Source organism: Jiella soli (assembly GCF_020615385.1).
Classification (GTDB): domain Bacteria; phylum Pseudomonadota; class Alphaproteobacteria; order Rhizobiales; family Rhizobiaceae; genus VKMB-3413.
Genome location: NZ_JAJAVB010000022.1, coordinates 41,421 through 68,175, shown reverse-complemented (window position 1 = coordinate 68,175; position 26,755 = coordinate 41,421). Strand labels below are relative to the sequence as shown.

Genomic DNA, 26,755 nt, shown 5'->3' with positions numbered 1-26,755 from the left:
CGCCGCCGGCCGCTTCTGAAGTTCGTGGGTTGAGGCCGATCAGACCGCGGCGAAGCGCGGCTTCCCGGCGCCGCTGCGCCGACGGCGGCCACGGGCCTGGCCGTCCGGCTTGCCGGCGTGCGCCTGGCCTTCGCCGGCATTGCCGCCCGGGCGCCGCTGCCCCTGCACGCCGGAGCCCGGCTTGCGGGCCGAAGGCCGGCCGCCGCCGCGATTGGGCCGAGCGCCGCGGGGCGCCTGCCGATCGGCGGCTTCGATGTCGCCGGTGGAGACGTAGTCGGTCTTCTCGATGTCGAAGGTCTGGCGCGTCAGCCGTTCGATCGTCTTGAGCTTGGAGCGCTCGGACGGATCGATCAGCGAGACGGCGATGCCGGAGCGTCCGGCCCGGGCCGTGCGGCCGATGCGGTGGACGTAGCTCTCCGGCTCCTCGGGAAGCTCGAAATTGACGACATGGCTGATGTCGTCGACATGGATCCCGCGGGCGACGATGTCGGTGGCGACGAGCACCTTGACCGCGCCCTTGTGGAAGGACGCGAGCGCCTTCTGCCGGGCGGCCTGGCTCTTGTTGCCGTGGATCGCGAGGCTTTCGATGCCGGCCTTGGCCAGATCTTCGCTCAGCCGGTTGGCGCCGTGCTTGGTGCGGGTGAAGATCACGACCTTGGAATACTCCGGCTTCGCCAGATGGTCGATCAGCCAGTGCTTCTTGGCCTTCTGCGGGACCATATAGACGCTCTGGGCGATCTTCTCGACGGTGACGACTTCCGGCGTGACCTCGACGCGCACGGGCTTCGTCAGGATCTTGGCGGCGAGATCCTCGATGGACTTCGGCATGGTTGCCGAGAACAGGAGCGACTGGCGCTCCTTCGGCAGATAGCCGACGATCTTCATGACATCGCGCACGAAGCCCATGTCCAGCATGCGGTCGGCCTCATCGAGGACGACATGGCGAACGGACGAGAGCGATACGGCGCGCTGATTGATGAGGTCGAGCAGCCGGCCGGGCGTGGCGATGACGATGTCGATGCCACGGGCGAGCGTCGTGATCTGCGGGCGAATCGAGACGCCGCCGAAGACGACGGTATGGGTGAGCTTGGTGCCGACGGTGTAGGACTTGACGCTGTCGGCGATCTGCGAGGCGAGCTCGCGGGTCGGGGTCAGGATCAGGACCCTGGCGGACTTGGGAGCCGCCCGGCCGCCGGAATTGAGGAGGGCGTCGATCACGGGCAGCGAGAAGGCTGCGGTCTTGCCGGTGCCGGTCTGGGCGATGCCGAGCACGTCACGCCCGTCGAGAACGGCCGGAATGGCCTGCGACTGGATCGGCGTCGGCTGGGTGATGTCGAGGCGCGCAAGCGCCGTGAGAAGCGTGTCGGCGAGGCCGAACGCCTTGAAATCCTGAATAGTCAATGGATGCCTTACGGAAGGGCGGGCAGCCGCCCGCGGGTCTTGTCGATCGTCTTCGCGCTGGCGGACGTTTCGACGGGCCGTGTCGGTCTTCGAGGCGGCTGAAAGCTGCCCGGACGATCCGATGACGCTGGCAAACGTCCTCAAGCGATAGGGCTCGAAGGAAACAAGCGGGCGCTGCGCGATCACGGCGTGATGCAGCGCATATCGGCCTTTCGCTGCGCCGCGTCAAGGCAAATCGGACGATGGGGCGACCCGCCGCGCGATTTCGGCCGGGCGAGGGGGCAGAAGTCACGGCTGAACATGCGACCGGCGGCCGGGCCGGCTCAGTCGGCCTTCGCCTCGCGCGCATGCCAGGTCAGATGGCCGGCGACGGTGCGTCCGATCCGAAAGATGAGGTTTTCGCGCGGAACGGCTTCGGCGGCATAGAGCGGGACCTGCCGCACGGTCTCGTCCCCCTTGGCAAAGCGCGCCCAGCCGACGCGCTGGCCGGCCCGCACCGGCGCTTCCAGCGGACCATTGTCGACGATGGTGCGATCGACGTCGCCGAGGCTGCCGCGCGGCACCAGGAGCCGCAAGGGGCTGTCGGCGACGAGAGCGACCTTTCTCTGCGTGCCGTCCCGGACCCGCACCTCGCCGACCGGCTTGCCCGCCTCGATCAGGGTCACCTCCTCGAAATCCTGCAGGCCGTAGTCCATCAGGCGCTTCGCCTCGCGGGCGCGCTCCTCGGGCGACTTCATGCCGGACATGGCGAAGACGACCCGGCGGCCGTCATTCTTGGCGGAGGCGACGAGGCCGTAGCCGGCCTCGCTTGTATGGCCGGTCTTAAGGCCATCGGCGCCGAGCGAAAGGAGCGGATTGCGGTTGCGCTGGTTGATCCCGTTATACTTGAAGCTCTCCTCGCTGAAGAGGTGATATTCCTCGGGAAAGGTGTTGATCAGATAGCCGGCGAGGCGGACGAGATCGCGCATCGTCACATGCAGGTCCGGGTCGGGCAGGCCGCTCGGATTGGTGAAATGCGAATGGGTGAGGCCGATCTTCTTCGCCTCGGCATTCATGTCGGCGACGAAGGCCTCGACGCTGCCGGCGATCCCTTCGGCCGCGACGATGGTGGCGTCGTTGCCGGACTGGATGATGATGCCCTTGATCAGATCGTCGAGGCTCACCTGGGTACGCGGCTTGAGGAACATGGTCGAACTGCCGGACGGCGCGCCGCCGGTCCTCCAGGCATATTCGGAGACCTCGAACGTCTGATCCCGTGTCACCGTGCCCTTCTTCAGCGCGTCGAAGATGACGGCGACGGTCATCAGCTTGGCGAGGCTCGCGGGCGGCACTTCTTCGTCGGCGTTCTTCTCGTAGAGCACGCGGCCGGTCGCAGAATCGACCAGGATCGCCGTCGGCGCGGTGGTCTCGAAGGCCTGGGCCGAGCCGAGCGGGAGGAGGAGCAGGCCGAGGACCGCCGCTGCGAACAACAGCCACTCCCGAAGCTTCGGGACGAACCCGTCGCGGCCCGGCCGGGCCGGTGATGCGATCGCACCCTTCGCCATCGCGTCAATCCTTCATCCGCCAATTCTCATTCTGAGCCGCATGGTTAGAGACTGCGCCGGGGCCAATCAAGGACTTCACGGATCGTTGGTCGGGCTGCTCGGATCATGCCGGCCCCGCGCCGAGCAGGATCTCGCAAAGTCGCCACGGACGGAAAGGCTGCCCGGATCCCAATGGGCGCTGGACCGTCAGAAGGCGGAAGGCCAGCCGTCATTCAGCCGCCCGCGCGCCGTCCTCCGGCAGATTCCGGACGTGCCGGTTCGCGTTCCATCCACCCCCCGCGGCGCTTCCGCTGCCGGACCGGTAGCCGAACCTCATGCGTCCCGCCGTCCAACCCGTACTGCGGCCTCAGCCTTCGATCTCGGCCTTGAGCATTTCCAGTTCCAGCCACTCGTCCTCGGCTTTCGCCAGCGCGGCGCGGTCCTGGTCGAGCTTGGCGGCAAGCGACTGGAAGCGCTTGGGGTCCTTGGAGAAGAGCGACGGGTCGGCCATTTCGCTCTCCGCCTTGGCGATCACCCTTTCGAGATCGGCGATCGTCTTCGGCAGCGTCTCAAGCGCGAATTTCTGCTTGTAGGAGAGCTTGGCCGAGCCGGGCTTGCCGCCCTGCGACCCGGCATTGCCGCTCGCCTGTCCCTTCGAGCCCCCGCCCGAGCCCGCGCCCTTGCCGGAGGAGGATGCCGCCTCGCGCCCCGGCTTCGCAGCGGCCGCCTCGCGCTTCTGCGTCAGCATGTCGGTGTAGCCGCCGGCATATTCGAGCCAGCGCCCGTTTCCGTCCGGCGAGATGACGCTCGTCACCGTGCGATCGAGGAAGTCGCGGTCGTGGCTGACGAGGAGCACGGTGCCGGGGTAGTTGGCGATCAACTCCTGCAGAAGGTCCAGCGTCTCCATGTCGAGATCGTTGGTGGGCTCGTCGAGGACGAGGAGATTGGCCGGCGTTGCCAGCGTCTTCGCCAGCAAGAGCCGCGCCCGCTCGCCGCCGGAGAGATTGCCGACCGGCGTGCGGATCTGTTCGGGCGAGAACAGGAAATCCTTGAGGTAGCCGATGACGTGGCGCGCCTCGCCATTCACCATCACCTGGTCGCCGCGCCCGTCGGTCAGCGCCTCGGCGACGCCCACGTCGTCCTTCAGCGCCGCGCGCTTCTGGTCGAGGAAGGCGCGGTCGAGATTGGTGCCGAGCCGGACCCGGCCGCTGTCGGGCTTGAGTTCCCCGATCAGGATCTTCAGGAGGGTCGTCTTGCCGGCGCCGTTCGGCCCGACGAAGCCGACCCGGTCGCCCCGGCCGATGCGGGTCGAGAAGTCGTCGACGAGGACGCGCCCGTCATAGGCCTTGGAGACGCCCTCGGCCTCGATCACCAGCTTGCCGCTCTCGCGCGTCTCGCCGGCCTGCATCACCGCCTGGCCAACCGCCCGGCGCGCGTCGCGGCGCTGCTGGCGCATGGAGTGCAGTTCGCCGAGCCGGCGCATGTTGCGGGTGCGCCGCGCGGTGACGCCGTAGCGCAGCCAGTGCTCCTCGCGCACGATCTTGCGGTCGAGCTTCTGGAGGTCGCGCTCCTCCTCTTCCAGCGTCTTGTCGCGCCAGGCCTCGAAGCTCGCAAATCCTTCGTCGATCCGCCGCGCTGTGCCGCGGTCGAGCCAGACGGTCGCCCGCGTCACCGTCTCGAGGAACCGCCGGTCGTGGCTGATCACCACCATGGCGCTCTTCATCGAGCGGATTTCGCCTTCGAGCCATTCGATGGTCGGAAGATCCAGATGGTTCGTCGGCTCGTCGAGGAGAACGATGTCGGGCTCGGGCGCCAGCGTGCGGGCGAGCGCGGCGCGCCGTGCCTCGCCCCCGGACAGGTTCGAAGGGACCATGTCCTCGGTGAGGCCGAGCGCTTCGAGACACATCGTCACCCGGTAGGGATCGTCGGCCGGACCGAGGCCGGAGGCGACATAGTCGCCGACCGTCGCAAAGTCGCCGAAGTCCGGCTCCTGCGGGAGGTAGCGCAGCGTGGTGCCCGGCTTGAGGAAGACCTCGCCGCCGTCGGGCTCGACCTGGCCGGCGGCGATCTTCAGGAGCGTCGACTTGCCGGAGCCGTTGCGCCCGACCAGCGCGATGCGGTCGCCCGGCAGGACGTTGAGCTCGACACTGGTGAGAAGGGGCGTGCCGCCGAAGGTCAGGCGCACGCCGTCGAGACGGAGAAGGGGAGGGGGTGCCATGGCCGCCTTCTAGCGGGGATGCGGGTGGGGGGAAAGTGGGCGGGTGCTTGCGGGCTTCGGCCGAGGATGAACCGGCCGGCCGCGTCTTCCTCCCCGAGCCGGATCAGGCTGCCCGGCCCGCCGCCGTCAGGGCCGCGACTTTCTTTGTGTGGGTCACCGTCGCTTGGCCGCCGCCGGTCTTGGTGAAGAGGTCGAGGCTCTCGTCGCCGTCGGCGCCGACCGGCGTCAGCGCCTGGTCCATGTAGTCCTTCGAGGCGGGATCGCGGGTGATGCGAAACGCCGCGATCGTCAGGCCGGCGATCGCGCGGCCGAGCGAGAGGTGCTTGGCCACCGTCTCCAGGGCGAAGCGCGGCCAGAAGAGGAGCGGGTTCTCACGGGGAAGGCCCGGCCGGCGTTCGTCTGGGTGCTTCAGCCTGAGGACACCGCCCTGCAGCGGATGGACGTGTTCGAGCCGCACCGTGGTGGCGAAGGCGACCAGCACCTTGACGAGGCTCGCGATCGGCACGCCGGTCGCGACCGCCCGGCGGATCAGCGTCTTCATGTGCTGCGGGGTGTAGTAGAGCGACCAGGCCTCGCGGTAGATCGCCTCCCATTCCGGCTTGGTCATCTTGGCGTGGGACGCGCAGACATGCTCGACATCGTAGATGTTGAGGTCGGGATCCATCGCCGCGCCGGCGCGAAACAGCGTCTGATGGTCCTCCGAACCCGGCAGCGGCGTCAGCACGAAGAACTCGATCACGTCGAGCGGCAGCTCCTCCTGGATGATCCTGATGTCGCGGCGGATCGTCTCCGGCGTGTCGGCGGGAAAGCCGAGGATGTAGCCGGCGAGCGTGATGATCCCTTGCGCCTTCCAAGCGAGCAGCATCTTGCGGTATTCGGTGATCTTGTTCTGGCGCTTCTTGGCGGCGGCCAGATTGTCCGGATTGACGTTTTCAAGACCGATGAAGACGCGGGTGACGCCGGCGCGCTTGGATTTTTCCACGAAGTTCGGGATCTTGTGGCAGAGCGTGTCGACCTGGATCATCAGGCCGAGTGGGATGCCGACCTCCTCCTTCAGCCAGATCAGCCGGTCGTAGATCGCCTCCCACTCCTTGTTGCGGGCGAAATTGTCGTCGGTGATGAAGAATTTGTGGATGCCCTGCGCCCAGTTCTCGCGCACCAGCTTCTCGACGTCGTCGGCCGAGCGGAAGCGCGACTTGCGGCCCTGGACGTTGATGATGGTGCAGAAGGAGCACTGATAGGGGCAGCCCCGGCCGGCGTCGAAGCTCGCGGAGAGGCCGAGGGTCTTCTCGACGCTTGTCTTGGGAAGGAACGGCACCGGCGTCCCCTCGATCCCGGGCAGGTCGGACATGAAGTTGTAGACGGGCTGCAGCGTGCCGGCGACGGCGTCGGTGAGAACGCGGTCGAGTCGGCCTTCCGCTTCGCCGGCGAACATGGCGATGCCCATCTTGCGGCAGGCGTCCAGCTCGACGGCCTGCCCGTCCAGCATCGACAGACAGCCCGAGACGTGGAAGCCGCCGATCGCGACGGGATGACCGGCCTCGCGGAACGGCCGGGCGATGTCGAGCGCGCGGGGATACTGGTTCGACTGAACGCCGACCAGGGCGACGAGGCCGAGGCCGCCATGGCGGTCGAGCTGGGCCAGCAGGGCCGCGACGTCCACGCGCGTGTTCGTTTCGTCGATCACGGTGATGTCGATGGCGACGTCCTCGCCCAGTACCTGCCGCTCGGCGCAGTCGGCGGCGATACCGTAGAGGGCGGCGAGCGAGTTCGACGGGATCATCGCCCGCCACCAGCGGATGACATAGCCGTCGTCGTCATAATGCGACGGCTTGATCAGGATGAGCTGGAAGCGGCGGGATGCGTCAGGGGCAGCTTGGGACAAGCGAAACTCTCGCGTGGGTGTTGCCGCCGACGAGCGGTGGGGGACCCTAGCACGCAGACTGCGGCGCGCGCGCGGCGATCGGGACCCGAGGCAAATTCTTTTCGCGGCTATCGATTGCCGCGGATGCACTCCGGGAAGCCGGATCTTCGGCAGTCGATAGGGAAGGCGGGCGTAGGACCGGGAAGAGGATGGGGCGACCTTGTTCCGGGACGTTCAGACCTGGATCATGCCGGCGCGGGCGACGGAGGGAACCTCGCTCTTCAGTCCCGACACCGTCTCGACGGCACGGCGGACGCCGTTCATCGTCATGCCGTTCCATCCGGACAGATGCGCCGTCAGGCAGGTTGCCAGCGTGATCATCCTGATGCCCGTCGAAACCGCTCCCATGACGACCCGCTCCCATCCTCGGCCCCGGCCTGTTGCCGGTGGTGACCTCGCCAATCTGAGGAGTGGAAAGGCTGGACGCAGTGACGGGGGTCACAGGGCTGGCGCTGCGTCGGGCGTTCGCTCGGCGCAGCGGGTCGGATGCCGTCGTGAGGATGGGCAGCGCGGGCATCGCTCGCGGCGAGCGGCCAAGGGCGAAGGACCGCTCGAGAGGAGGTGGCGCCTCGACCCGGCAAAATGCTGCCGGAAATTTCGAACGCCCGGGCCGATGCCGGCGGCGGCTACTCGGCCGGCGCCAGCGCGCCTTCGCCGGGATCGCGTGGGCGCCGCTCCCGGTCCTCCGCCTGCGCGATCTCCGGGGGGAGGTGTCCGCGGCCCTCGTATTCGGCCTCGTATTCCGCGTCGGCTGCGATGATGTCGCGGTTGAGCTCCGCGGTCTTCTCGGCGACGGGTTTGGAGAACCGGCCGAGGATGAGATAGGCGACCGGGGTGACGAACAGCGTCGAGAAGGTGGCGAGGCCGAGCCCGCCGACGATGACGTAGCCGAGCGAGATACGCGCCTCGGCGCCGGCGCCGGAGGCGAGCACCAGCGGCACGCCGCCGACCACCGTTGCCACCATGGTCATCATCACCGGTCGCAGGCGGATCGTCGATGCCTGCTCGATCGCCTCGCGCAGCGGCATGCCACGCTCGCGCAGCTGGTTGGCGAACTCGACGATCAGGATGCCGTTCTTGGCCATGATGCCGACCAGGAGGACGAGGCCGATCTGGCTGTAGAGATTGAGGCTTTCGCCGAAGAAGTTCAGCGCGAAGATCGCGCAGGCGATGCCGAGCGGCACGGTGGCGATGATGATGAAGGCGGAGACGAAGCTCTCGAACTGCGCTGCGAGCACCAGCACGATCACCACGATCGCGAAGCCGAACACCATGGCGAGGCCGCTATTGGTCTCGCCGAGGGTCGCGGCTTCGGCGAGCGGGACGAGCCGCTGGGTCGGCGGCAGGATCCCCTTGGCCAGCGCCTGCACGTCGGTCCAGCCCTCCTGGATCGAATAGCCGTCCGGCAGCTGCGCCGACAGCGCCACAGCGCGGGCTCGGTTCTCGCGCGACAGCGTGGGGGCGATCGGCTTTTCCTCGACGCTCGCGACCGACGACATCGGCACGACCCGGCCGTCCTCGGTCTTGAGGAAGACGTTGCGCAGGTCGCCGGGATCGTTGACCGGATCTGAGGTCGAGATCAGCCGGATCGGAACTTCCTTGTCCTGGATGTAGGTCCGGCCGATCTCGTCGCCGTCGAGCACGGCCTGCATTGCTGTGGCGAGGCCGGTGATGTTGATGCCGAGATCGGAGGCGCGCGCCCGGTCGATCTTCACCGAGAGCTGCGGCTGGGTCGCGTCCTGCGACAGCCGCACCTGACCGTAGCGCCCGTCCTTCTGCATCGCCGCAAGGAGGGTGTCGGCGCTTTCGGCGAGGTCGGTGAAGCTCTGGCCGGCGATGGCGAACTGCAGGCCCTGGCCGCCGCCTCTGATGCCGAGCGAGTTCGGCTGGATGGCGAAGGCCCTGACGCCAGCGATGTCGCGCAGCTTGCCGTTGATCTCGGCGACGATCGCCTGCTGCGAGCGCTGGCGATCCGCCCAGTCGACGAGGCGCAGGACGATGAAGGCGGAGTTGGAGCCGCCCCGCCCGGTCATGGCGAAGACGTTGTCGGCCTCGCCGCTCTCCACATAAGGCATCAGCACGTTCTCGACGCGGCGCACCTGTGCGCTGGTATAGTCGAGGCTGGCTCCCTGCGGCGCGGAGATCCGCATCAGGACGACGCCGCGGTCCTCCGACGGCGTCAGCTCCTGCGGCATAGTCTTGAAGACCGTGTAGGCGGCGAAGGAGAAGATCCCGGCGCCGATGACGACCAGCAGCGGAAAGGTGAGGCAAAGCCGCAGGGCGACCGCATAAAGGCCGGCAAGGCGGCCACCGATCCACTGGATCGAACGCGCCAGCCACCCGGGCCGCGTCTCGTCCTCGCGGGCCTTCAGGAAGTGCGCGGCGAGCATCGGGCAGAGTGTCAGCGCGATGAAGGAGGAGATGACGACTGCGCTTGCGAGCACGAAGCCGAACTCTCGGAACAGGCCGCCCGCCTGGCCCGGCAGGAAGGAAATCGGCACGAAGACTGCGGCAAGCGTCGCCGTCGTCGAGATCACCGCGAAGAACACCTCGCGCGTGCCGAGCACGGCCGCCGCCCGCGGCGTCACGCCCATGTCCCTGCGCCGCACGATGTTTTCGAGGACGATGATCGCGTCGTCGACCACCATGCCTGTCGCCAGCACCAGGGCGAGGAGGGTGAGGATGTTGATCGAGAAACCGAGGAGATAGATGAAGCTGATGACGCCGATCATCGCAATCGGCATGGTCACCGCAGGGATGAAGGTCGCGCGGAGATTGAGCAGGAAGAGGAAGATCACCGCGACGACGATCACGACGGCGAGGCCGATCGCGAGTTCCACCTCGTGGAGAGCACCGTTGATGAAGACGGCGTCGTCGCTGGTCACCTGGATCTTCACCCCGTCCGGCAGCGTGCGGTTGAGGTTTTCGACCTCCCGGTGAACGCCCTCCGAGATGTCGAGGGTGGAGGAGCCGGCCTGGCGCACGATGCCGAGGCCGATCCCGGTCATCTGGTTGACCCTCAGCTGCGTGCCTTCCTGGTCCGGCCCGAAGCGCACATTGGCGATGTCGCCGAGCCGCGTGCGATCGTTGAGATAGATCTTCTCGAAGGCCTCGGGCGTGTCGACATTGGCGTCCGCCCGCACGATCAGCTCCTGGGTCGGGGAAGCGAGGGAGCCGGCCGGCACGTCCATGGCGACGCTTTCGAGCGCCGTCGCGACATTGCCCATGGTCAGGCCGCGGGTCGCGAGCTTGTCGGGATCGATGTCGACATAGATCAGCTTCTCGCGATCGCCGTAGACCTGGACGTCGGCGACGCCGTCGACGGCCGAGAGCTGGTCGGCGATCCGATCGTCCACCAGCGTCGTCAGGTCCTCGATCTTCATGTCCGGGGCCGTGACCGCGAGACGCATGATCGCCTGCGCGTCGGCGTCCGCCTTGACGATGCGCGGCTCGTCGGCGCCCTCGGGCAGGGCCTTGGCGATGCGGCCGATGGCATCGCGTACGTCGCTCGCGGCAACGTTGAGGTCGGTCTTGTCGGTGAACTCGATCGTCACCCGGCTGGAGCCGAACTGCGACTGCGAGGAAACCGAGGCAATGCCCGATACCCGCGCGACGGCGCTTTCGATCTGGCCCGTGATCTGCCGGTCCACCGTCTCCGGCGAGGCGCCCTGGAAGTCGACGGAAACGGTGATCACCGGCCGGTCGACATTCGGCAGTTCGCGGATCTCGACGGCTCCGAGCGCGGCAAGCCCGGCCACGACGATCAGGAGATTGATGACGATGGTGAGGACCGGCCGGCGAATGAAGAGGCTGGTGAAGGCGGTCAGCCCGTCGATCCGGTTCTCGCCCTTCATCGATCGGCACCCGCGCCGGCGGGCCCAGGCTTCGCCGGCGAATCCCCCGCTGGGGTCGCGGCGCCCTCGCCGAGCACTGCGGCATGGGCCGCCGCGAGGCCGAAGCCGTCATTCTGCGCCGCTGCCGCCTCCGAGGCCTTGCCGGACGCACCGGAACCATCGGCGGAGGGAGCCGGAGCCGCAGGTCGGTTTTCCCGATCGGTGGGCGCCGGAGTGTCGCGGTTCTGGCCGGCCTCGTTCTGGATCTTCAGCGGCGCGCCTTCGCGGACCGACTGGATCCCTTCCACCACCACGCGGTCGCCTGCGGAGAGATTGTTCGAGGAGACCAGCACCCGGTCGATACTGCGTTCGACGATCGCCACCGGCACCTTGACCGCTTTGCCGTCGGCGATCTTCCAGACGACCGGCCCGGTTCGCTCCCAAACAACAGACATCGGGTCGACCGAGAGAAACTCCTGGCCCTCCAGCGACAGCGAGACGGTAAAGGACATGCCGGGCCTCAGGGCATCCGAGCTGTTTTCCACCATCGCCTCGGTGCGCAGTGTCCGGCTCGCTTCGTCGAGGCGCGAGTCGATGGCGCTGATCTTGCCTTCATAGGTCTTGTCGGGCCGGGCGGTGGAAATCGCCTTGAGCGGCATGCCGATCTTCAGCTCTTCGACGAAGCTTTCCGGCGTGTAGAAGACGACCTTGATCTCATCGCGGTCGTCGATCGTCGCCACCACCGACTGGCTGGTGATGAGGTCGCCCTTGTCGACCTTCAGAATTCCGACGCGACCGGCGATCGGCGCGCGGATGTCGCGCTTGCCGAGCGTGATCTCCGCCGTCTTCACGTCGAGCCTGGCATTGTCGCGGTCGCGGATCACGTCATTCACCTCGACCGCGGTGATGGTGCGGGACTTGGCGAGCTTCTCGTAGCGGTCGAGCTTGGCCTGCGCGGAATCGAGGGCGATCTGCGCGCGGGCGAGTGCCACCTCCTCGCTCTGGCGTTCCAGGCGCACGAGGATATCGCCCGCCTTCACCTCGTCGCCCGATTCCACCTCGACCGACTGGATGATCCCGGTCGTGTTGTCGGGATAGACCGTCACCGAGCGCGCGGCTTCCCCGGTCCCGATCGCGCGCATCTGCGTTTGGGTGCGTCCGATCTCGACCGGGTCGGCAACGACCAGCGTCGCGCCGCGGTCTCGGCCGCCCCGTCCGCCTCGCGAGCCGGCTTCGGTCGCGGCGACGGGGGCCGGTCCGCTCGCCTCCGGCGCAAGCCAGACGATGAGCGATCGGACTTGCTGCGGGATGGGCAGGTCGGACTCGAGCAGGGGCCGCGCCGCTGACGGCTCGAACTTCAGATAGATCGCGCCGGCCAGGAGAAGCACCAGAATGGTCACGAGGATCTGCTTCAGGAATGCCATGGGCGCTCGGATGTTCGGGTGGCTGTCGCGGAGAAGGGCTCCATACACTTTTCGACATTACCGGAGAATGTTGCAGCTTTCCCGGCCGCAGCGTTACGAAGTGTAATCCTTACGGTTCAAGGGCTTCACAAATGCGGCACCGCCGTAGCGCGTCAGCGGACGCGAAAAGGGCCCGCCGAACCGGCGAGCCCTCCTAAACCGTCGAATTTGACGGGAATTACTGCGTCGACGTACCGGCGCTGTTGTCGTTCATGCCGCCAGCCGGAGCCGGGGCCGCACCTGCCTGGGGCTCGGCGGTGCCGGCCGGGTCCATCGTGTTGCCCGACTGCGAGGCGCCGGCCTGCGGAGCGCCTTCCTGGAGCCGCATCGTGTTGCGGTTCTCGGCATAGGTGTCCTTGTTGTATTCCGGCGCGTTCTTCAGCTGGTCCTCGGTAAACTGCGTGTACAGATACAGCGAACCGTTCGCGTCGCGCATGAAGTTCAGATTGTCGAGGCCGACCGCTACCGGCTTCTCGCCGATCCCGAGGAAGCCGCCGACATCGACGATCACCGCGTCGACCTTGCCGCTCGCGTTCAACGCGATGTCGCCAATGTCACCGACGGTCTCGTCGTTCGGACCATAGACGGTCGTGCCCATGAGGTCGTCGGCCGTCAGCTGCTCGCTGTCCTGAACCGGCGTCATCTGCGACATCCTGTTGTCGCCGCCAGTGGAAGCCGTCGTGGTGTTGTCGTCGGTGGCGGTGGCCTGCGCCATGTCGTTGGTGGCCGCCGCACCGGCACCAGCCGCGGCGCCCGTGGCCGCCGCACCGGCATTGCTCAGCGCATTGCCGGCATCATTGGCGGCCTGCTGCGTCTGGTCGACGGCATTGTCCATGGCGTTGCCGGTCGCGTTCGCCGCGTTGCTGGCCGCCTGCTCGGTGTTGTCGGCCGCGTTATCGAGGGCCTGACCAGTGTTGTTGGCGGCCTGCTGGGCGTTGTTCCCGGCATCGTCCATCGCATTGCCGGTGGCGCCGCCGTTGGAGGCCATGTTGGCGTCACGGCTGTTGTCGAATTCCGGCGCCTGATCGAGCTGATCCTTGGTCAGCGAAGCCGCAATCTTCAGATCATTGTTCTGGTCGCGGGTCACGCTCAGCTGGTCGAGCGGAAGCGCCACGTCCTTCTCACCGATGCCCAGGAAACCGCCGACGCCGACGACGGCCGCATCCACCTGGCCGGAAGAGGCGAGGACAAGATCGTTGATGTCACCGACATTATCGGCATCTTCACCAGGGCCGCCATAGACGCTCGTTCCGATGAGGTTCTCGGACAGGAACTGGTCCGAACCGACGGTAGCCGGATAGTCGCCGTTCGAGGCGGAAGCGGTCTGGGTGCCGTTCGCATTGTCCATCTGCGAATTCGCGCCGTCGGTCTGCGCGCCCGAGGACATCGCCTGCTGGTCGCCGGTAGTAGCAGTCGCGCCGGCGTCATTGCTGGCGGCCATGTCACCGGTGGTGGCGGTCCCGCTCGCAGCCATGCCATTCGTCCCGGCAGCCGGGGCCATGCCCGTGGAACTGGTCGCACCGGCGCCGGTGGTGGCGGCGGCGTTCTGCTGGGCCTGAGCCTGCTCCTCCGGCGTCTGGAAGGTCGGGGCGCTACCCAGCGCGCTCACGTCGCCCTTGAAGACGGCGCGCGGCTCGTTGCTCTGGTCCATCGTCCAGCCGATCTGCTCGAACGGGATCGCGATGGTCTTCGACTGGTCGTTGATATCGGCGGCGACGATCGCGGCGACGACCTTGCCGTCCTTGCCGACCAGGAAGTTCTGGATGTCGCCGAGGCTTTCGGCATCCTGCGCATCGCTCTGATAGACCGACTTACCGGTCAGGTTGGACGCCAAATACTGGTCGTTCGACAGCTTCTGGAGGAAGTTCGTGTTGGCCGCAGCGGTCTGGCCGGCCGCGTCGCCCGTCTGCTGCATCGCGTCGCCTGACGACTGCGTTGCTGCCGGCGTCTGCTGCATCTTCTGATCGGAGGACTGGGCGTCCTGGGCGAAGGCGCTCGAGGCGGCGAGGACGCCGGCGAGTGCGGTGGTGGCGAATAGCTTGCGGATCATTTGGGTCACCTTTGTCTATGACGTTGATAGACGAACCGTGCGGCGGAAGTCGTGTTCGGAATGCCGGGCGGTTTTGTACCTCGGAAAATCAATTGGCCGGCGATCGGTTCCCCGCCGTTTCATGTTTTCCTGAAAATTCGCCGGCCCTGTGCAGCAGCGAAGACTTGCGCAGGCGGGTCAGGCGAGATTGATCGCGAGAACGCCGAAGAGAATGAGCAAGAGAAGGCCGATCAGGACTATGAATATCAAGATTTTCGCGATGCCCGCCGATACGCCGGCGACACCGCGGAACCCAAGAAGGCTGGCGATCGCCGCGACGATCAGCAAGATGATGATCCACTCGATCATGAAATGCTCCTTTGCGAGCGCCGAAATCTTTGCCCGGCAGCGCCTGCAGAACGGTTCCCTGCAGCGACGGTTCCAATGGCAACGGCTTTTCTCTCGTCCGCAGACATTTCGCGCGCCGCGCAGGCACTCTCACCACCTTTGCAGAAGCGGCGGCTTAGACTCGGCGGCTTTCTTGCCTAAGTGAGGGCCACGGGCGGCTCGCGTCCACATCTCCGGTGGGACTTTCATGAATATTCTCGTTCTCCTCAATCGCGATGGCGGCACGCTGAAGACGACGGATCTTGATTGGCTGGCAGACCTGCTTCGCGACGAGTTCCAGGTCCACGGCCACCAGATCACCGTGGAGCGCGGCCCGGGAAAGGAGATCGTGGAATCGATCCGGCGCCACGCCGCGCGCGAGGATATCGACGTCCTCCTGGTCGGCGGCGGCGACGGCACCGTCTCCGCAGCCGCTGCGGCTCTTATGGGCCGGAAGGTGGCGCTGGGCATCCTGCCCGCGGGAACGATGAACCTCTTCGCGCGGACGCTGCAGATCCCGTTGGAACTTCAGGAAGCCGTGGCGGCGCTGGCTTCGGGGACGGTGACCGATGTCGATATCGCGACCGTCAACGGCGAGCCCTTCATCCACCAGTACGCCGTCGGGCTTCACGCCAGGATGGTGCGGTTCCGAGAGCACATCCACTACGGCTCGAAGGTCGGCAAGATGCTGGCGACGACGCGCGCAATCTGGATGGCCCTGCGCCGGCTGCCGCTCGTGGAACTGACGATGGACGTCGACGGCAAGGTGGAGCGCCTCAAATCGCCGGCCGTCGCGATCTCCAACAATCTCTATGGGGCCGGCCATCTTCCCTTCGCCGACGATCCGCGCGGCGGGCAGCTCGGCGTCTATATCTGCACGCAGCGCAATGTACGCCGCGTGATGCGATTGACGCTCGACATCCTGACCGGACGCTGGCGCGACAATGGGGATCTCGCAGTCAGGCCGGCGAAGCGGGTCGAGATCGCCTATTCCGGCCACAACCACTCCAACCGGGCCGTTCAGGACGGCGAACTCGTTCGCCTTCAGGATCTCACGCTGGTGGAGATCCGGCCGCTGGCGCTGAAGGTGCTCGTTCCCTCGGACGCAACCTATCTTCCGCAACGCGGCGGCAGCGTGGACACGGCGGCGGACAAGGAAGCCGTCACCGCCAGGAGCTGAGTGAAGGACGCTCGCTCGTCCGCAATTCCGATGCCTGAATCATCGTGTGACGTCAGGCGGGGCGGTTCCCCCCACCGAGGCGTCGAGACAGGGGCGATCTGCGTTGCCCGATACAACTCCGACCTTGGCTCAGCCCATCGCCGGCAAAGCACCGTCCCCGCAAGCCTAACCGCTCTCGGGACATTACCAGCGGCCGCCGACCCGTACCGATCCCCATCATGCTAGAAGCCCGGCGAACCATTTTGGGCCGACCGGGCTTCGTTTTGCTGTTCATCTGTCGATGACGCGGCGAAAACTGACCATGCGCCAACGCCGGATCCTGCGCCGGCGCACAAGAGGTCAACGGCGCGGACCGTCCTCGTCCTCGACCGGCTGTTCGTCTGCCGCCCGCGCATCGGCGCGATTTTCGGGATCGAGCCCCGCGCCGGACAGCGTGCCATAGGTATGCCCGCCCTGGGCCAGCATGTTCAGCGCCTCGCTGATCTGCATTTCCAGCGGATCGAATTCCTCGCCGCGGTCGACGTTTTCGCGGTAGCCGACCCGGTCCGCCAACTCCTGCAGGCGCGCCTGGCGCTCTTCCATCAGAAGGTCCGGGTCGTTGAGGATGTCGTCGACCTCGGCCTGGGTCACCGGCTGGGAGATGCCCGGTTGGTCGGCGTCGCCGCCGACCGCCGTGTCGAGAGGCAGCACACCGGCCTTGCTGGGATCATTCGTATTGGACATGTCTTCCTCCTGTCGGAAGCGCCGATGGGATCGGCGGATATCGCTCGGCCGGCGGGTGTGGGGTTCCCGAGCCTGTCTCGTCTCGAGTGCGGGTCGGCGGCAACCCTCCCGCACTTTTTGAGAGCGCCGTTCAGGCAGCCAGCAAGTTCTCGATCTTGTCGATCGGGTGGTTCGTCAGCGTCTTCGGTAGCTCGCCAACCACCCGGTCGGCCACCTCCTTGTGCATCTCCTGGCGAAGGTCGCCCAGAATGTGGGGCGGTGCCACGATGACCATCTTCTTGAAGCGGTTGCGATGCGCCATCTTGTAGAGAATGTCGGCCACTTCGCGGGCGAAGCGGTCTTTTTCGATCTCGTGCCAATCGGTTTCCGCCACCGAGGAGCGATGGCTGCCTGGCGCATCATCGGCCATGCGCCCGGGCTTATCGGTGCCCTGTTCACGGTCCGGCGGGTTCTCGTGCTCCTCGACGCGGCGAACGGCGAAGTTCGGCAACGTGGCGTCCCCGGTATTCTCGAGAAACAACGCCTTCTCGCCATCTGCGACGAGAATCCAGGTCTGATGATCGATGGTAAGGCCGGTCATGGGAGGGCCTCCTGCTGATTGCGTGACTTGGCGAGCCGTCCAGAGACCGCTCGCCTAAAGGTAACGCTCAATCCTCCCAACGGCTCCGTTCGCGATAGGAGGAAATCGCGCGCCAGACGCCCCAGCCGGTGGCGGCCGCGACCGGGACGAGCAGCAGTCCCTTCCGCTTCTTCACCGTCTGAAAGATGAGCGGAATGTTGGACAGGGCGGCTACGCTGGCAATTGAGGCGATGTCGCGCTGCAGGCGGTCATCCGCCCGCTTGCGAGGCGGACGCCGGGCAATGATCGTGAGGATCCAGGCGATCAGGATCAGAACGAAGAAACCCGCGGCGAAGGCAAGCGCCGTGTAGAGATTGCCGATATAGCCGGCGACGAAGATGAAGAGCGCCCCGAGGAGAAAGCCGAGCATCATCAGGAGGAAGACGGTGAGGGCGGCATAAAGCACCGCCAGCCGCTGCATCCGCGCGATGTAGACGCCGGCTTCTCCCGTGAGCAGCTTGGCGACGAGTTGCCCAATCATCGCTTAGCGGAACAGGCGCGCGTAGAGGTACCCGATGCCGGCGGCGATCAGCACGCTCTTGATCGGCTCGGTGCGGATGCGCTCGCTCATCTCTTCTTCCAGCTCGGAAGCGGTGTCCTGCGCCTGGCGCCAATAGCGCTCGCCGCGGTCGCGCACGTCGTCACGCAGGGCATAGGCCTGCTTGCGGGCGTCGTCGGCCTGCTGCTGAGCCATCGATTTCAATGCGTCGCTGAGGCCGGATACGTCCTCGCGCAGGCGGTTGATCTGGGTCTCGAGGTCCGACTTATGCACCTCGGGGCCGGTCGACCCCGTCGCGCTGCCGGGCGTGAAATCGTTGGAAGGGGTATCGGACGCCATGATGCAGACTGCCTCGTCGGTTCGGTTTAATCGCTTTGGACTTCGTCCCGGCGCCTGGACGGCACCGGAAAGGTGGTCGTGTTCGAAACCATCTCGCCTTCGTGAGGTTCCATCGCGGGGCGAAAGGATTGGTGCGGCAGCCGACGGCTACGCGGCCGGCGCGACGCCGATGATCTGGGATGAAATCGAATCCGGACCGTAATCGCCATCCCCTTCGATCTTGAGGATCTCGCCGATCCGGGTTCGGGCGCGCGAGACCCGGCTCTTGATCGTTCCGACGGCGCATTTGCAGATCTCGGCCGCTTCCTCGTAGGAAAAGCCGGAGGCACCGATCAGGATCAGCGCCTCGCGCTGGTCGTCGGGAAGCATGTCGAGCGCCTTGCGGAAGTCCTGAAGGTCCAGATGACCCTGCTGCTCGGGATGGCCGGCCAGCTGCATCGCGTGGATGCCGTCGACATCCTGAACTTCGCGGCCCTTCTTGCGCATCTGGGTGTAGAACTCATTGCGCAGGATGGTGAACAGCCAAGCCTTCATATTGGTGCCGGGCTGGAAGGTGTGCTGCTTGTCCCAGGCCTTGACGAGGGTCTCCTGCACCAGATCGTCCGCGCGGTCGAACGACCCGGAGAGCGAGGCCGCAAAGGCCCTGAGGTTGGGAATGATCGCAATCAATTCCCGCCTGAAGTCGGTCTGTTCGCTCATCAATACCCTATTTGCGGCCCGAGTTTTCCGAGTCGGATTCCGCCTTGTCGAGCGCATCCAGGAGAGCCAGGAAACGGTCCGGGACCGGTTCACTGGCCACGTCGTCATAATAGGCCTTCAAGCGCCGCCCGATGGCTGCATTGGCCCCGAGATCTGGAGATCCCGCCTGAGATCGCTGAGCGTGGGTCGTCTGCAACATGTCGTCCTTGGTCTCGCGATCATCCATGTTAGGTCTCGAAGCATCCCCTCAAGGCGGCAGCGAATGCATGCCGGCCAGTTGGACAGAAAAGTGCGCCGGTCGGATCCGACTGCGCCTTCGTCCGAGCCTAAATAAAATCCCTGGCGCCCGCCTCAAGGCGTCTCATGCCGATCGATCGCAAATTTCGTTACTGCTCTTTTCGTTCCAGGGTCCGGCACCATCTCAACTCTCGAGCCAGGGCCAAGTTCCATCGAGCGGAACTTTTTGATCCCGGCGACATTCTGAACCGATTGCCGTCATTCTGGTCGACACGAGGGGAGTATTCATGTCGATGTCATCCCGCATAGCGCCGCACATTCCGTATCTGAGGCGCTATTCCCGGGCTCTTACAGGGTCTCAAGCCAGCGGCGACGCCTATGTCGCGGCCGTTTTGGAAGCGTTGATCGCCGATCCGAGCCTTTTTCCCGACGACCGCTCCCCGCGGATCTCCCTCTACAAGCTGTTCTCCTCGCTTTGGCAGTCGCTGGACGTGAACATCCGCGAGGATGCGCCGTCCTCGGCCTGGGAAGAGCGCACCTCGCGCAATCTGCGGGCCATTGCGCCGCTGCCCCGGCAGGCCTTCCTGCTCGTGGCGGTGGAAGGCTTCACCACTGACGAGGCGGCGCTGATCCTCGGCACCGACGAGGCCGAGTTCTCGCGCATGATCGACCAGGCGAGTTCCGATATCGGGCGCCAAGTCTCGACAAACATCATGATCATCGAGGACGAGCCGCTGATCGCGATGGACATCGAGCAGATGGTCGAGAGCCTCGGGCACAGCGTCACCGGTATCGCCCGCACCCACAAGGAAGCGATTGCGCTGTTCGAGAAGCAGAACCCGGGAATGGTCCTCGCCGACATCCAGCTTGCCGACGGCAGCTCGGGCATCGACGCGGTCAACGACATCCTGGCGCAGGTGTCGGTGCCGGTGATCTTCATCACCGCCTTCCCGGAGCGTCTCCTCACCGGTGAGCGGCCGGAGCCGACCTTCCTCGTTACCAAGCCATTCAATCCGGACATGGTGAAGGCGCTGATCAGCCAGGCGCTGTTCTTCGAGGGCGACAAGCGAGCCGCAGCCTGAGGCCGTTCAGGCAAGAAGCGGTCGTGGACGGGTCATTCGCCAGGGATTTCGCCGTCGGAGGAGACCCATGTCGCTGCGGTTCACGCGCTTCTTCGGAACTGGCCGGATCGCGCCATTCGCGCCGATCCGGCCGGAACTTCAACAGGCCGGCGGTGTTGAATCTTCAGGCAGCGGGGGTGACGCGTCTTGGTGCAGCCCAGGGCGTAACGGCAAGCGTCCGGTGCTCCTTCTGGCCCTGTAGGTATCGTCGGCCGTGTGGATCGGACTCCGCTGCGACCGACCTTTGTTCGAGCGTTAATTGATGTTGGCAGAGAAAGTCTTGCGAGCGATCGGCAACACGGAGATGTCCGTGTTCACGCAAGACTGCGAGCTGCGATATTCCTGGGTTTGTAATGGGGGCGAATCCTGGCTGCAGGATGCTCGTGAAGGCATGACCGACGCCGAGCTGTTGTCGGTCGCGGCAGCCGACCGATCGATGGCGGTGAAGCGCGAGGTGCTGCGCACTCATCGCCCGGCCCGCTTCGAGCTTGCGATCGCGCGCGGCGGGTCGTTGCGGTGGTACGACATCCGGCTGGATGTCGACCGCGACAAAGAGGGCGAAGTCTGCGGCATCATCGGCACGTCGTTCGACATTACCGAGCAGAAGCGCCGCGAAGAGACGCTCAAGACGCTGTTGCGGGAGTTGTCGCACCGCTCGAAGAATCTTCTGGCGATCATTCAGAGCCTTGCGAGCCAGACCGCCCGCCACTCCCTCACGGTTCCGGAATTCCTGGTCAGGTTCCGCGGCCGGATCCAGTCGCTGTCCTACTCGCAGGATATCGTGACGGACGCCGACTGGCGGGGCGCCGATCTTCGCAGTCTCGTGACGACGCAGGTCGAGCGCTATGCTCCCGATGGCATGGACCAGATCGCTTTCGAGGCGGTCGACATCTACCTCTCGCCCACGGCCTCGCTGCATGTCGGGCTCGCCCTTCACGAACTCGCGGTGAACGCCGCGTCCTACGGATCGCTGTCGGTTCCCGGCGGCAGTGTCTCGATCAAAGCCGAATTCGAGGAGATCGAGGGCGAGACCATGCTCGTCCTGGTCTGGCAGGAACATAACGGCCCTCGGGTCCGGGCCGAGCGCGATGCGCGCTTCGGAACCTCTACGCTGGAGCGCATCGTGCCAAATGCCGTCGGCGGCACGGCGGAGTTGGAGTACCTTCCGGCCGGCATCCGCTACACGCTGCTGATCCCGGAGGCCCAGTTCGAGATCACCGGGCCCGTCATCGTCGACTAGACAGGACGCGCTCGCTGCGGCGATCGGCACCCAATACCGCCAAGCTGCCGACCTGTGTCGCGGGGTTCTGCAACCATCGCGGGACAGTCGCCGTTCTTATCAGAACGCGCGACGGACATCGTCCAGAGCAGATGAACTCGCTGGCGGGCGATTGTCGTGGCAGGCGATCGCAATGAAATGGCGGCAACATCGGCCGATTGCGTCACGCATAGGGCAGTCAATCGTTCCGCCCCGAAAAATCACGAACTTGTGAATGCCTGACGCTCCCGCTCGGGAACGAACGGTAGGCGAGGCCGTTCTCTTCCCAAAGGAGAGGTCTCAATGGAACATATAGCTGCATTCATGTTGCTTGTTGGTTGCACCGGCGATGTTTCCGTCTGCAAGGAAATTCCGGTCCCGGTTCCTGCCTATGAGTCTGTGCAGGAGTGCCAGCAGAATCTGTCTCTGCAGATTCGCCTGAGCGGCGCAGCCGACCGCAAGGTATTCGGCGCCTGCAAGGCGGTCACCGAGGATGTGTTCGAGCGCTCGGCCTCGCTCGACTGGTCGGTGAGCAAGGATGGGCAGCTGGCGATCAGGTTCGAAGGGGAAGAACCAAATCTGGTCGCCTCGCGCTGACCGGAATTTACCTTGGCGCGAATGAATCAGGTGACGAACCGCCATTTCGCTCTATCCTTCCGCATCTAGGGGACGCGTTTTCCTGTGAGAGGTAGTTCATGATCAAGAAACTGACATTCGCCGTCGCCGGCCTCATGACGATGGCTTTCATCTCCGGTTGCACGACCGAGGACCGGTACACCGCCGGCGGTGCGGCGCTCGGCGGCCTGGGCGGCGCGGCCATTGGCGCGGGCGTCACGGGCAATGCTCGCGGAGCGCTGATCGGCGGCGCGCTTGGCGCAGGGGCTGGCGCCATTGCCGGTAACGTCGTCGGACGTTCGCAGCAGCGCCCGGGCTACTGCCGCTATTCGGACGGCAACATCTATCGGTGCCCGGAAGGGTACTGATCCCTCGATCGAAATTGATGCATAATGTGCCGCCAGGGCTCAGTCCTGGCGGCATTTTCATGGACGGTCGCCGAGCCGTGCAGAGATGGCGCTGTAGTCCATCCTGCAAGGCTCGGGCGAAGCCCGTGCCGGTGACGGGACGGCAAGGGCCGGGCGGAGAAATGGCATGACGAACGGGCGGACGGGTTGGTCGAACGAGGACGGCAAGGCGGCCCCAAGGCGATGGCTGATACTCGCCGGTGTGCTGGCGGCTGGTCTCGTCGTAACCGGCTGCACCGACGGTACGGCACGCCTCCCGCCGGTCTTCGGTGCCGTCTTCGGACTGGAAGGCGCCGAGACCGCACCGTTCCGCGTGGGGACGATCCCAAAGCCTGAGGTCGGACCGGGAGACGAGGTCATAGGCCTTGCCGCCAACTCGCCCGGAGAATGCGTCTACCGCCGACGCGACAACCGGCGATTTTTCGCTGCCTGCCCGGAGGGCTATTCCGGCTGAGGAACCGGTTTGTGGAGAAGGCGGTTCTGAGGCTTGCAAACGGCTGCGCTCCCTCCGAAATCAATCCGTCGCGTTCTTGCTCGGATCTTCCTGCCTGACCAGTTCGACGAAGACGTCGCGATAACCGCCCGCGGCAACGGGCCCCCCGGGAAACTCGATCCGGTGCAGGGTGTCGCCGCGCACGATCTCGAACCCGGTCCGGTCGAGGGTGGCAATCCGCCAGCCGGTCTTCGTTTCCCCTACGTGCCGCGACGCGATCATGTCGACGGCGTCGCCATGATCGGCGTTCATGTGATCGCGGGCGCGCAGTGCCGCAGCTTCGAGTCCCTCGAGCGTCTCGTCGAGGAGATCGTCCGCAGTCAGTTCGAAAGCGCGGGCAAAGCCGCCGTTCAAAGCCGCGCCCAGCGGTTCCAGCACGCCGAAACGGAAATCGGGAAAGTCGGCATAGAGCGCGGACTTCTGGTGACGGGCCAGAAATCGCTCTCTGAGGCCCTCTCGGCTGTGGTCCTCGGGCGGAATGAAACGCGCCTCTGCAAAGACCGTCAGCCGCGGGTGGGCAAGCGGGTCGCCCTTGCCGGTCTCGCCGACCAGCAGCGAGCATCGCGTGTCGTTCGCCAGCGCCTTGGCATGAAGCGAAAGCCCTGAGACGAGAAGGATCGGCCGCCCGGTGAAGTCGCTGGCGAGGAGGACGCGGCTTGCCGCGGGAAAGCCGTCGGCGGGACGCAGGACGGCGAGAGCGCCATGACGTGCGCCCCTGATCAGGCGCCTCGCAAGCTGCCGCGCCGCGTCGTCCACCGGCTGCAGAAGGGGAGGAGGTCCTCCGGCGGGGGCCTCCACGTCTTTCCCTCCTGCGGGGATGTCGAGATCGGGAGAAGGGTCGATGGGATCGCTCATGCGGCGAAAGATAGCGCAGCGTCTGTCGATCGGCACGCCCCGCCATAGCCCGGTGGGTCCACACACGCCGCCCGCTGGATTGCTTGACGGTTGGAACTTCGCGTTCGCACACGATATCAGCGGGAGCGACAAGGGAGTTCCGATTTGAGCGAGACACAGAAGAACGCGATCCTCATGATATTGCGCGAGATGGACGCGCCGGACGGCAAGGGCGACGTGGTCGGGCGGCGGCTCGTCTCGGAGATCTTCATCGCCGACGGCAAGGCCTTCTTCTCACTGAGTGTTCCCGCCTCCGAGGCCGAGCGCTTCGAGTCCTTCTGCCGCGAGATCGAACAGCGGGTGAAGACGGTCGAGGGGATCACGAGCGCCATGGTGGCGCTGACGGCGGAGAAGGCGGCGGGCCCCTCGTCAGGGGCACGCCCGGCGGCGGCTCCCCGGCAGCCCGCGCCACCCGCCGCAAGATCCGGCGGGCCGCAGCCGCAGCCGCAGCGACCGGCGGCCCAGAAGCCTGGCGTTCCGGGCATCGACAAGATCATAGCCGTTGCGTCGGGCAAGGGCGGCGTCGGCAAGTCGACCACGGCGGTCAATCTCGCCTTGGCGCTCCAGTCGCTGGGCATGAAAATCGGCATCCTCGACGCCGACATCTACGGTCCCTCGATCCCGCGGCTTCTGGCGCTGAGGGACAAGCCGCGCTCGGCCGGAGGCCGCACGATCGTCCCGCTCGACGCCTATGGAATGAAGGCGATGTCGATGGGGCTCCTGGTCGACGAGGAGACGCCGATGATCTGGCGCGGGCCGATGGTCATGTCGGCGCTGACCCAGATGCTGCGCGAGGTCGAATGGGGCGAGCTCGACCTTCTCGTCGTCGACATGCCGCCAGGCACCGGCGACGCGCAGCTGACCATGGCCCAGCAGGTGCCTCTCGCCGGCGCGGTGATCGTCTCGACCCCGCAGGATCTGGCGCTGATCGACGCGCGCAAGGGGCTCGCCATGTTCCGCAAGGTCGACGTGCCCGTCCTCGGCATCGTCGAGAACATGAGCTATTTCGTCGCCCCCGACACGGGCAAGCGCTACGACATCTTCGGCCATGGCGGAGCGAAGGCGGAGGCCGAGCGGCTTGGCGTGCCGTTCCTCGGCGAGGTGCCGCTGGAAATGGCGATCCGCGAGACCTCCGACAGCGGGCGTCCGGTCGTCGTGGGCGATCCCGACGGGCCGCATGCGCGCGTCTACAAGGACATGGCCGCCCGCGTCCTGGCGCAGTTGTCTAGCGGCGCCGGCGCACCGCAGGCGCCGAAGATCGTCTTCGAGTGAGATCCCGGCCGGCGCAGGTGGTTGACTCCCGCGCCGGCAGCCGCTGATGTTCGCAGGTCTCTGCGGCGCCAGCGGCGGGACCATCCGTCGGCGTGTCCGGACCGGGTTTCTCCGCGGGAGAGGAAGCGCAGGGGATGTAGTGCCTCGTTGCGCCTTTCGAGCACCTGTTGGCGGATCATGTCGCGGTCGCATGGTGAGGCCGTTGGGCAGGGGGCCGCCGTCGCACGCGCGGCAAGGCGGCGCTGGAAAGACCGGGAGGTCAAAACAGACAAGAAAAATTCTGCGGACTCAATCGACGCTCGCGCCGGCTCGCCGCTGAGGGTTCTTGCGCGGCTTTCCCGGCTGGAGACGACGCGGATCGTTCCTTCCAGCATCCTTTGACGTGGTTGGAGCAACTTTGCTTGATCTGAGGGGACTCTGCAGTTGATGTCGCGGCCGTGAAGGCGTAGGTCGGACACGACCTGCCGGCGTGGGCCGGCTCCCCCTCCAGACAATGAATGGTTCAATCAGCTTGAAGACCAAGAATGCGGATTTCGTAGAACGGCGCGCAGCGGCGAAGGATGCCAAGGCGGCGCTTCTGGAAAAGATGAAGGCGAGGAAGGACGATCCCGCCGTCGAAGCCCGTCGTGCCGAGCGCGCCGCCGTCGTAGCCGCTCGTAAGGAACGCGAAGCCGCCAAGCGGGAAGAGGCCGAGAAGCTCGCGCGCGAAGAAGCCGAGCGTCAGGAAGCCGAAAAGGCCGCCAAGAGCGCCGAGGAAAACAGGCTGATCAACCAGATGGTCGAAGACGAGGCGGCTCGCAAGGCCGCTCGCGACGAGCGCTATGCGGCTCGCAAGGCGCGGAAGGGACAGGGATAACTCGCGGCACGGGAGCGCGAGGGTAGGCCCGCCAGTTTAGGCGATCCCCCGATCTGGTCGCTCGTCTTCCGCGGTGGAATGCCCCGCACCGTGGATGCGACAGCCGGGTTCTCGTCATGCGAACGCGACCGCCGTCCCGTTGGAGCCCGTCCACTTCCTCAGCGGCATTCGATCGAGACGATTTCCGCGTCGCTGGAGCCAGCCCGCACGACGTCCCCCACTTCCTTGCCGATCAGGCTTCGGGCGAGGGGGGACAAATAGGAGAGAGAGCCGGTCGCAGGATCGGCCTCGTCGATCCCGACGATCGTGAAGGTCTGCGTGCGGCCGTCGTCGCGCTCGATCAGGACGCGCGTGCCGAACTGGACCGTGTCCGGCGTCTCGCGGCCCGTGTCCACGACCTCGGCCGTCTTCTGGCGAGCCTGCCAGTAGCGCAGGTCGCGATTGATCGACGCCAGCGAGACCTTGTCATTGTCCCGCTGCGCCGCCTCGCGCCGCGCCTCCAACGCCTCGATCTCGGCGCGGATCATGCGAAGCCCGCGCGGCGTCACGATGTTCGGATCGGTCCCGAGATCGCGGTCGGGCAGCACCTCGACCTGATCCTCGTTCGGTTCCTTGACGAAGGCGACGCTCATCGATTTCCAATCCTGCTCAATCTCCGAATATATCAGCAGATCAGCGCGTCGTGACAAGGCGAGGCGACCCCATTCTCTCAGGAAATGAGATCTCCGGGAAATCCGGTGCGGTACATTCCCGCACGCGCCCGAC

25 protein-coding genes are annotated in these 26,755 nt (G+C 66.0%); 8 read left to right on the top strand and 17 right to left on the bottom strand.

What is annotated here, in order from left to right; genetic code table 11:
* Positions 1 to 39: 39 nt before the first annotated feature.
* From LH400_RS11875 to LH400_RS11835, 9 genes are all read right to left on the bottom strand, one after another.
* Complete coding sequence (locus LH400_RS11875; protein WP_229152904.1) at positions 40 to 1,401, bottom strand: DEAD/DEAH box helicase; 1,362 nt, start codon at positions 1,399 to 1,401, stop codon at positions 40 to 42.
* 323 nt (positions 1,402 to 1,724) lie between these two features.
* On the bottom strand, positions 1,725 to 2,945 hold the full coding sequence (locus LH400_RS11870; protein WP_229152902.1) for a D-alanyl-D-alanine carboxypeptidase family protein: 1,221 nt from the start codon (positions 2,943 to 2,945) through the stop codon (positions 1,725 to 1,727).
* A gap of 346 nt (positions 2,946 to 3,291) precedes the next feature.
* A complete protein-coding gene (locus tag LH400_RS11865) occupies positions 3,292 to 5,142 on the bottom strand; it encodes an ABC-F family ATP-binding cassette domain-containing protein (protein WP_229152901.1) in 1,851 nt (616 codons plus the stop codon).
* A 103-nt stretch (positions 5,143 to 5,245) separates the two neighbouring features.
* Positions 5,246 to 7,027 carry a B12-binding domain-containing radical SAM protein gene (locus LH400_RS11860; RefSeq protein ID WP_229152900.1) on the bottom strand — a complete coding sequence of 594 codons (1,782 nt, stop codon included), beginning with the start codon at positions 7,025 to 7,027 and terminating at the stop codon, positions 5,246 to 5,248.
* A 213-nt stretch (positions 7,028 to 7,240) separates the two neighbouring features.
* Complete coding sequence (locus tag LH400_RS11855; RefSeq protein WP_229152899.1) at positions 7,241 to 7,414, bottom strand: hypothetical protein; 174 nt, start codon at positions 7,412 to 7,414, stop codon at positions 7,241 to 7,243.
* Positions 7,415 to 7,692: 278 nt separating this feature from the next.
* On the bottom strand, positions 7,693 to 10,920 hold the full coding sequence (locus LH400_RS11850) for an efflux RND transporter permease subunit (protein ID WP_229152897.1): 3,228 nt from the start codon (positions 10,918 to 10,920) through the stop codon (positions 7,693 to 7,695).
* Positions 10,917 to 12,323, bottom strand: coding sequence for an efflux RND transporter periplasmic adaptor subunit (locus tag LH400_RS11845; protein WP_229152896.1), 1,407 nt, complete (start codon positions 12,321 to 12,323; stop codon positions 10,917 to 10,919). The genes LH400_RS11850 and LH400_RS11845 overlap by 4 nt, the downstream gene beginning before the upstream one ends.
* 217 nt (positions 12,324 to 12,540) lie before the next feature.
* Positions 12,541 to 14,412, bottom strand: coding sequence for a PRC-barrel domain-containing protein (locus LH400_RS11840; RefSeq protein ID WP_229152895.1), 1,872 nt, complete (start codon positions 14,410 to 14,412; stop codon positions 12,541 to 12,543).
* 177 nt (positions 14,413 to 14,589) lie between these two features.
* Positions 14,590 to 14,760, bottom strand: a complete 171-nt coding sequence (locus LH400_RS11835; protein ID WP_229152894.1) for a DUF1328 family protein — start codon at positions 14,758 to 14,760, stop codon at positions 14,590 to 14,592.
* A gap of 226 nt (positions 14,761 to 14,986) precedes the next feature.
* Between LH400_RS11835 and LH400_RS11830 the strand changes: the two genes are divergently transcribed.
* Complete coding sequence (locus LH400_RS11830; protein ID WP_229152893.1) at positions 14,987 to 15,958, top strand: diacylglycerol/lipid kinase family protein; 972 nt, start codon at positions 14,987 to 14,989, stop codon at positions 15,956 to 15,958.
* Positions 15,959 to 16,297: 339 nt separating this feature from the next.
* Here the strand turns inward: LH400_RS11830 and LH400_RS11825 are convergent, their stop codons facing one another.
* From LH400_RS11825 to LH400_RS11800, 6 genes are all read right to left on the bottom strand, one after another.
* Positions 16,298 to 16,681, bottom strand: coding sequence for a hypothetical protein (locus tag LH400_RS11825; protein ID WP_229152892.1), 384 nt, complete (start codon positions 16,679 to 16,681; stop codon positions 16,298 to 16,300).
* 130 nt (positions 16,682 to 16,811) lie between these two features.
* Positions 16,812 to 17,261, bottom strand: a complete 450-nt coding sequence (locus LH400_RS11820) for a host attachment family protein (protein WP_229152891.1) — start codon at positions 17,259 to 17,261, stop codon at positions 16,812 to 16,814.
* Between the two features lie 67 nt (positions 17,262 to 17,328).
* Positions 17,329 to 17,781 carry a hypothetical protein gene (locus LH400_RS11815; protein WP_229152890.1) on the bottom strand — a complete coding sequence of 151 codons (453 nt, stop codon included), beginning with the start codon at positions 17,779 to 17,781 and terminating at the stop codon, positions 17,329 to 17,331.
* A gap of 3 nt (positions 17,782 to 17,784) precedes the next feature.
* On the bottom strand, positions 17,785 to 18,138 hold the full coding sequence (locus tag LH400_RS11810) for an ElaB/YgaM/YqjD family protein (protein WP_229152889.1): 354 nt from the start codon (positions 18,136 to 18,138) through the stop codon (positions 17,785 to 17,787).
* Between the two features lie 147 nt (positions 18,139 to 18,285).
* Positions 18,286 to 18,837, bottom strand: coding sequence for a sigma-70 family RNA polymerase sigma factor (locus LH400_RS11805; protein ID WP_229152888.1), 552 nt, complete (start codon positions 18,835 to 18,837; stop codon positions 18,286 to 18,288).
* 7 nt (positions 18,838 to 18,844) lie between these two features.
* Positions 18,845 to 19,063, bottom strand: a complete 219-nt coding sequence (locus LH400_RS11800; protein ID WP_229152887.1) for a NepR family anti-sigma factor — start codon at positions 19,061 to 19,063, stop codon at positions 18,845 to 18,847.
* A gap of 298 nt (positions 19,064 to 19,361) precedes the next feature.
* Here LH400_RS11800 and LH400_RS11795 point away from each other — a divergent pair, with 298 nt between their 5' ends.
* The 5 genes from LH400_RS11795 (at position 19,362) to LH400_RS11775 (ending at position 22,929) form a co-directional block, all read left to right on the top strand.
* Positions 19,362 to 20,156, top strand: a complete 795-nt coding sequence (locus LH400_RS11795) for a response regulator (RefSeq protein WP_229152886.1) — start codon at positions 19,362 to 19,364, stop codon at positions 20,154 to 20,156.
* 301 nt (positions 20,157 to 20,457) lie between these two features.
* Positions 20,458 to 21,435 (top strand): PAS domain-containing sensor histidine kinase, encoded by a 978-nt coding sequence (locus tag LH400_RS11790; protein ID WP_229152885.1) that lies wholly within the window; start codon positions 20,458 to 20,460, stop codon positions 21,433 to 21,435.
* Between the two features lie 321 nt (positions 21,436 to 21,756).
* Positions 21,757 to 22,050 carry a hypothetical protein gene (locus tag LH400_RS11785; protein ID WP_229152884.1) on the top strand — a complete coding sequence of 98 codons (294 nt, stop codon included), beginning with the start codon at positions 21,757 to 21,759 and terminating at the stop codon, positions 22,048 to 22,050.
* A 98-nt stretch (positions 22,051 to 22,148) separates the two neighbouring features.
* On the top strand, positions 22,149 to 22,436 hold the full coding sequence (locus LH400_RS11780) for a YMGG-like glycine zipper-containing protein (protein WP_229152883.1): 288 nt from the start codon (positions 22,149 to 22,151) through the stop codon (positions 22,434 to 22,436).
* Positions 22,437 to 22,602: 166 nt separating this feature from the next.
* Positions 22,603 to 22,929: a hypothetical protein gene (locus LH400_RS11775; protein ID WP_229152882.1), complete on the top strand. Its 327-nt coding sequence runs from the start codon at positions 22,603 to 22,605 to the stop codon at positions 22,927 to 22,929.
* A 60-nt stretch (positions 22,930 to 22,989) separates the two neighbouring features.
* Here the strand turns inward: LH400_RS11775 and LH400_RS11770 are convergent, their stop codons facing one another.
* Positions 22,990 to 23,766 carry a HugZ family pyridoxamine 5'-phosphate oxidase gene (locus LH400_RS11770; RefSeq protein WP_229152881.1) on the bottom strand — a complete coding sequence of 259 codons (777 nt, stop codon included), beginning with the start codon at positions 23,764 to 23,766 and terminating at the stop codon, positions 22,990 to 22,992.
* 201 nt (positions 23,767 to 23,967) lie between these two features.
* Between LH400_RS11770 and LH400_RS11765 the strand changes: the two genes are divergently transcribed.
* Entirely contained in the window at positions 23,968 to 25,134 is a 1,167-nt protein-coding gene (locus LH400_RS11765) for an Mrp/NBP35 family ATP-binding protein (RefSeq protein WP_229152880.1), read from the top strand.
* Between the two features lie 511 nt (positions 25,135 to 25,645).
* Positions 25,646 to 25,990 (top strand): DUF6481 family protein, encoded by a 345-nt coding sequence (locus LH400_RS11760; protein ID WP_370638377.1) that lies wholly within the window; start codon positions 25,646 to 25,648, stop codon positions 25,988 to 25,990.
* Between the two features lie 158 nt (positions 25,991 to 26,148).
* Here the strand turns inward: LH400_RS11760 and LH400_RS11755 are convergent, their stop codons facing one another.
* A complete protein-coding gene (locus LH400_RS11755; RefSeq protein WP_229152877.1) occupies positions 26,149 to 26,622 on the bottom strand; it encodes a GreA/GreB family elongation factor in 474 nt (157 codons plus the stop codon).
* Positions 26,623 to 26,755 lie beyond the last annotated feature (133 nt).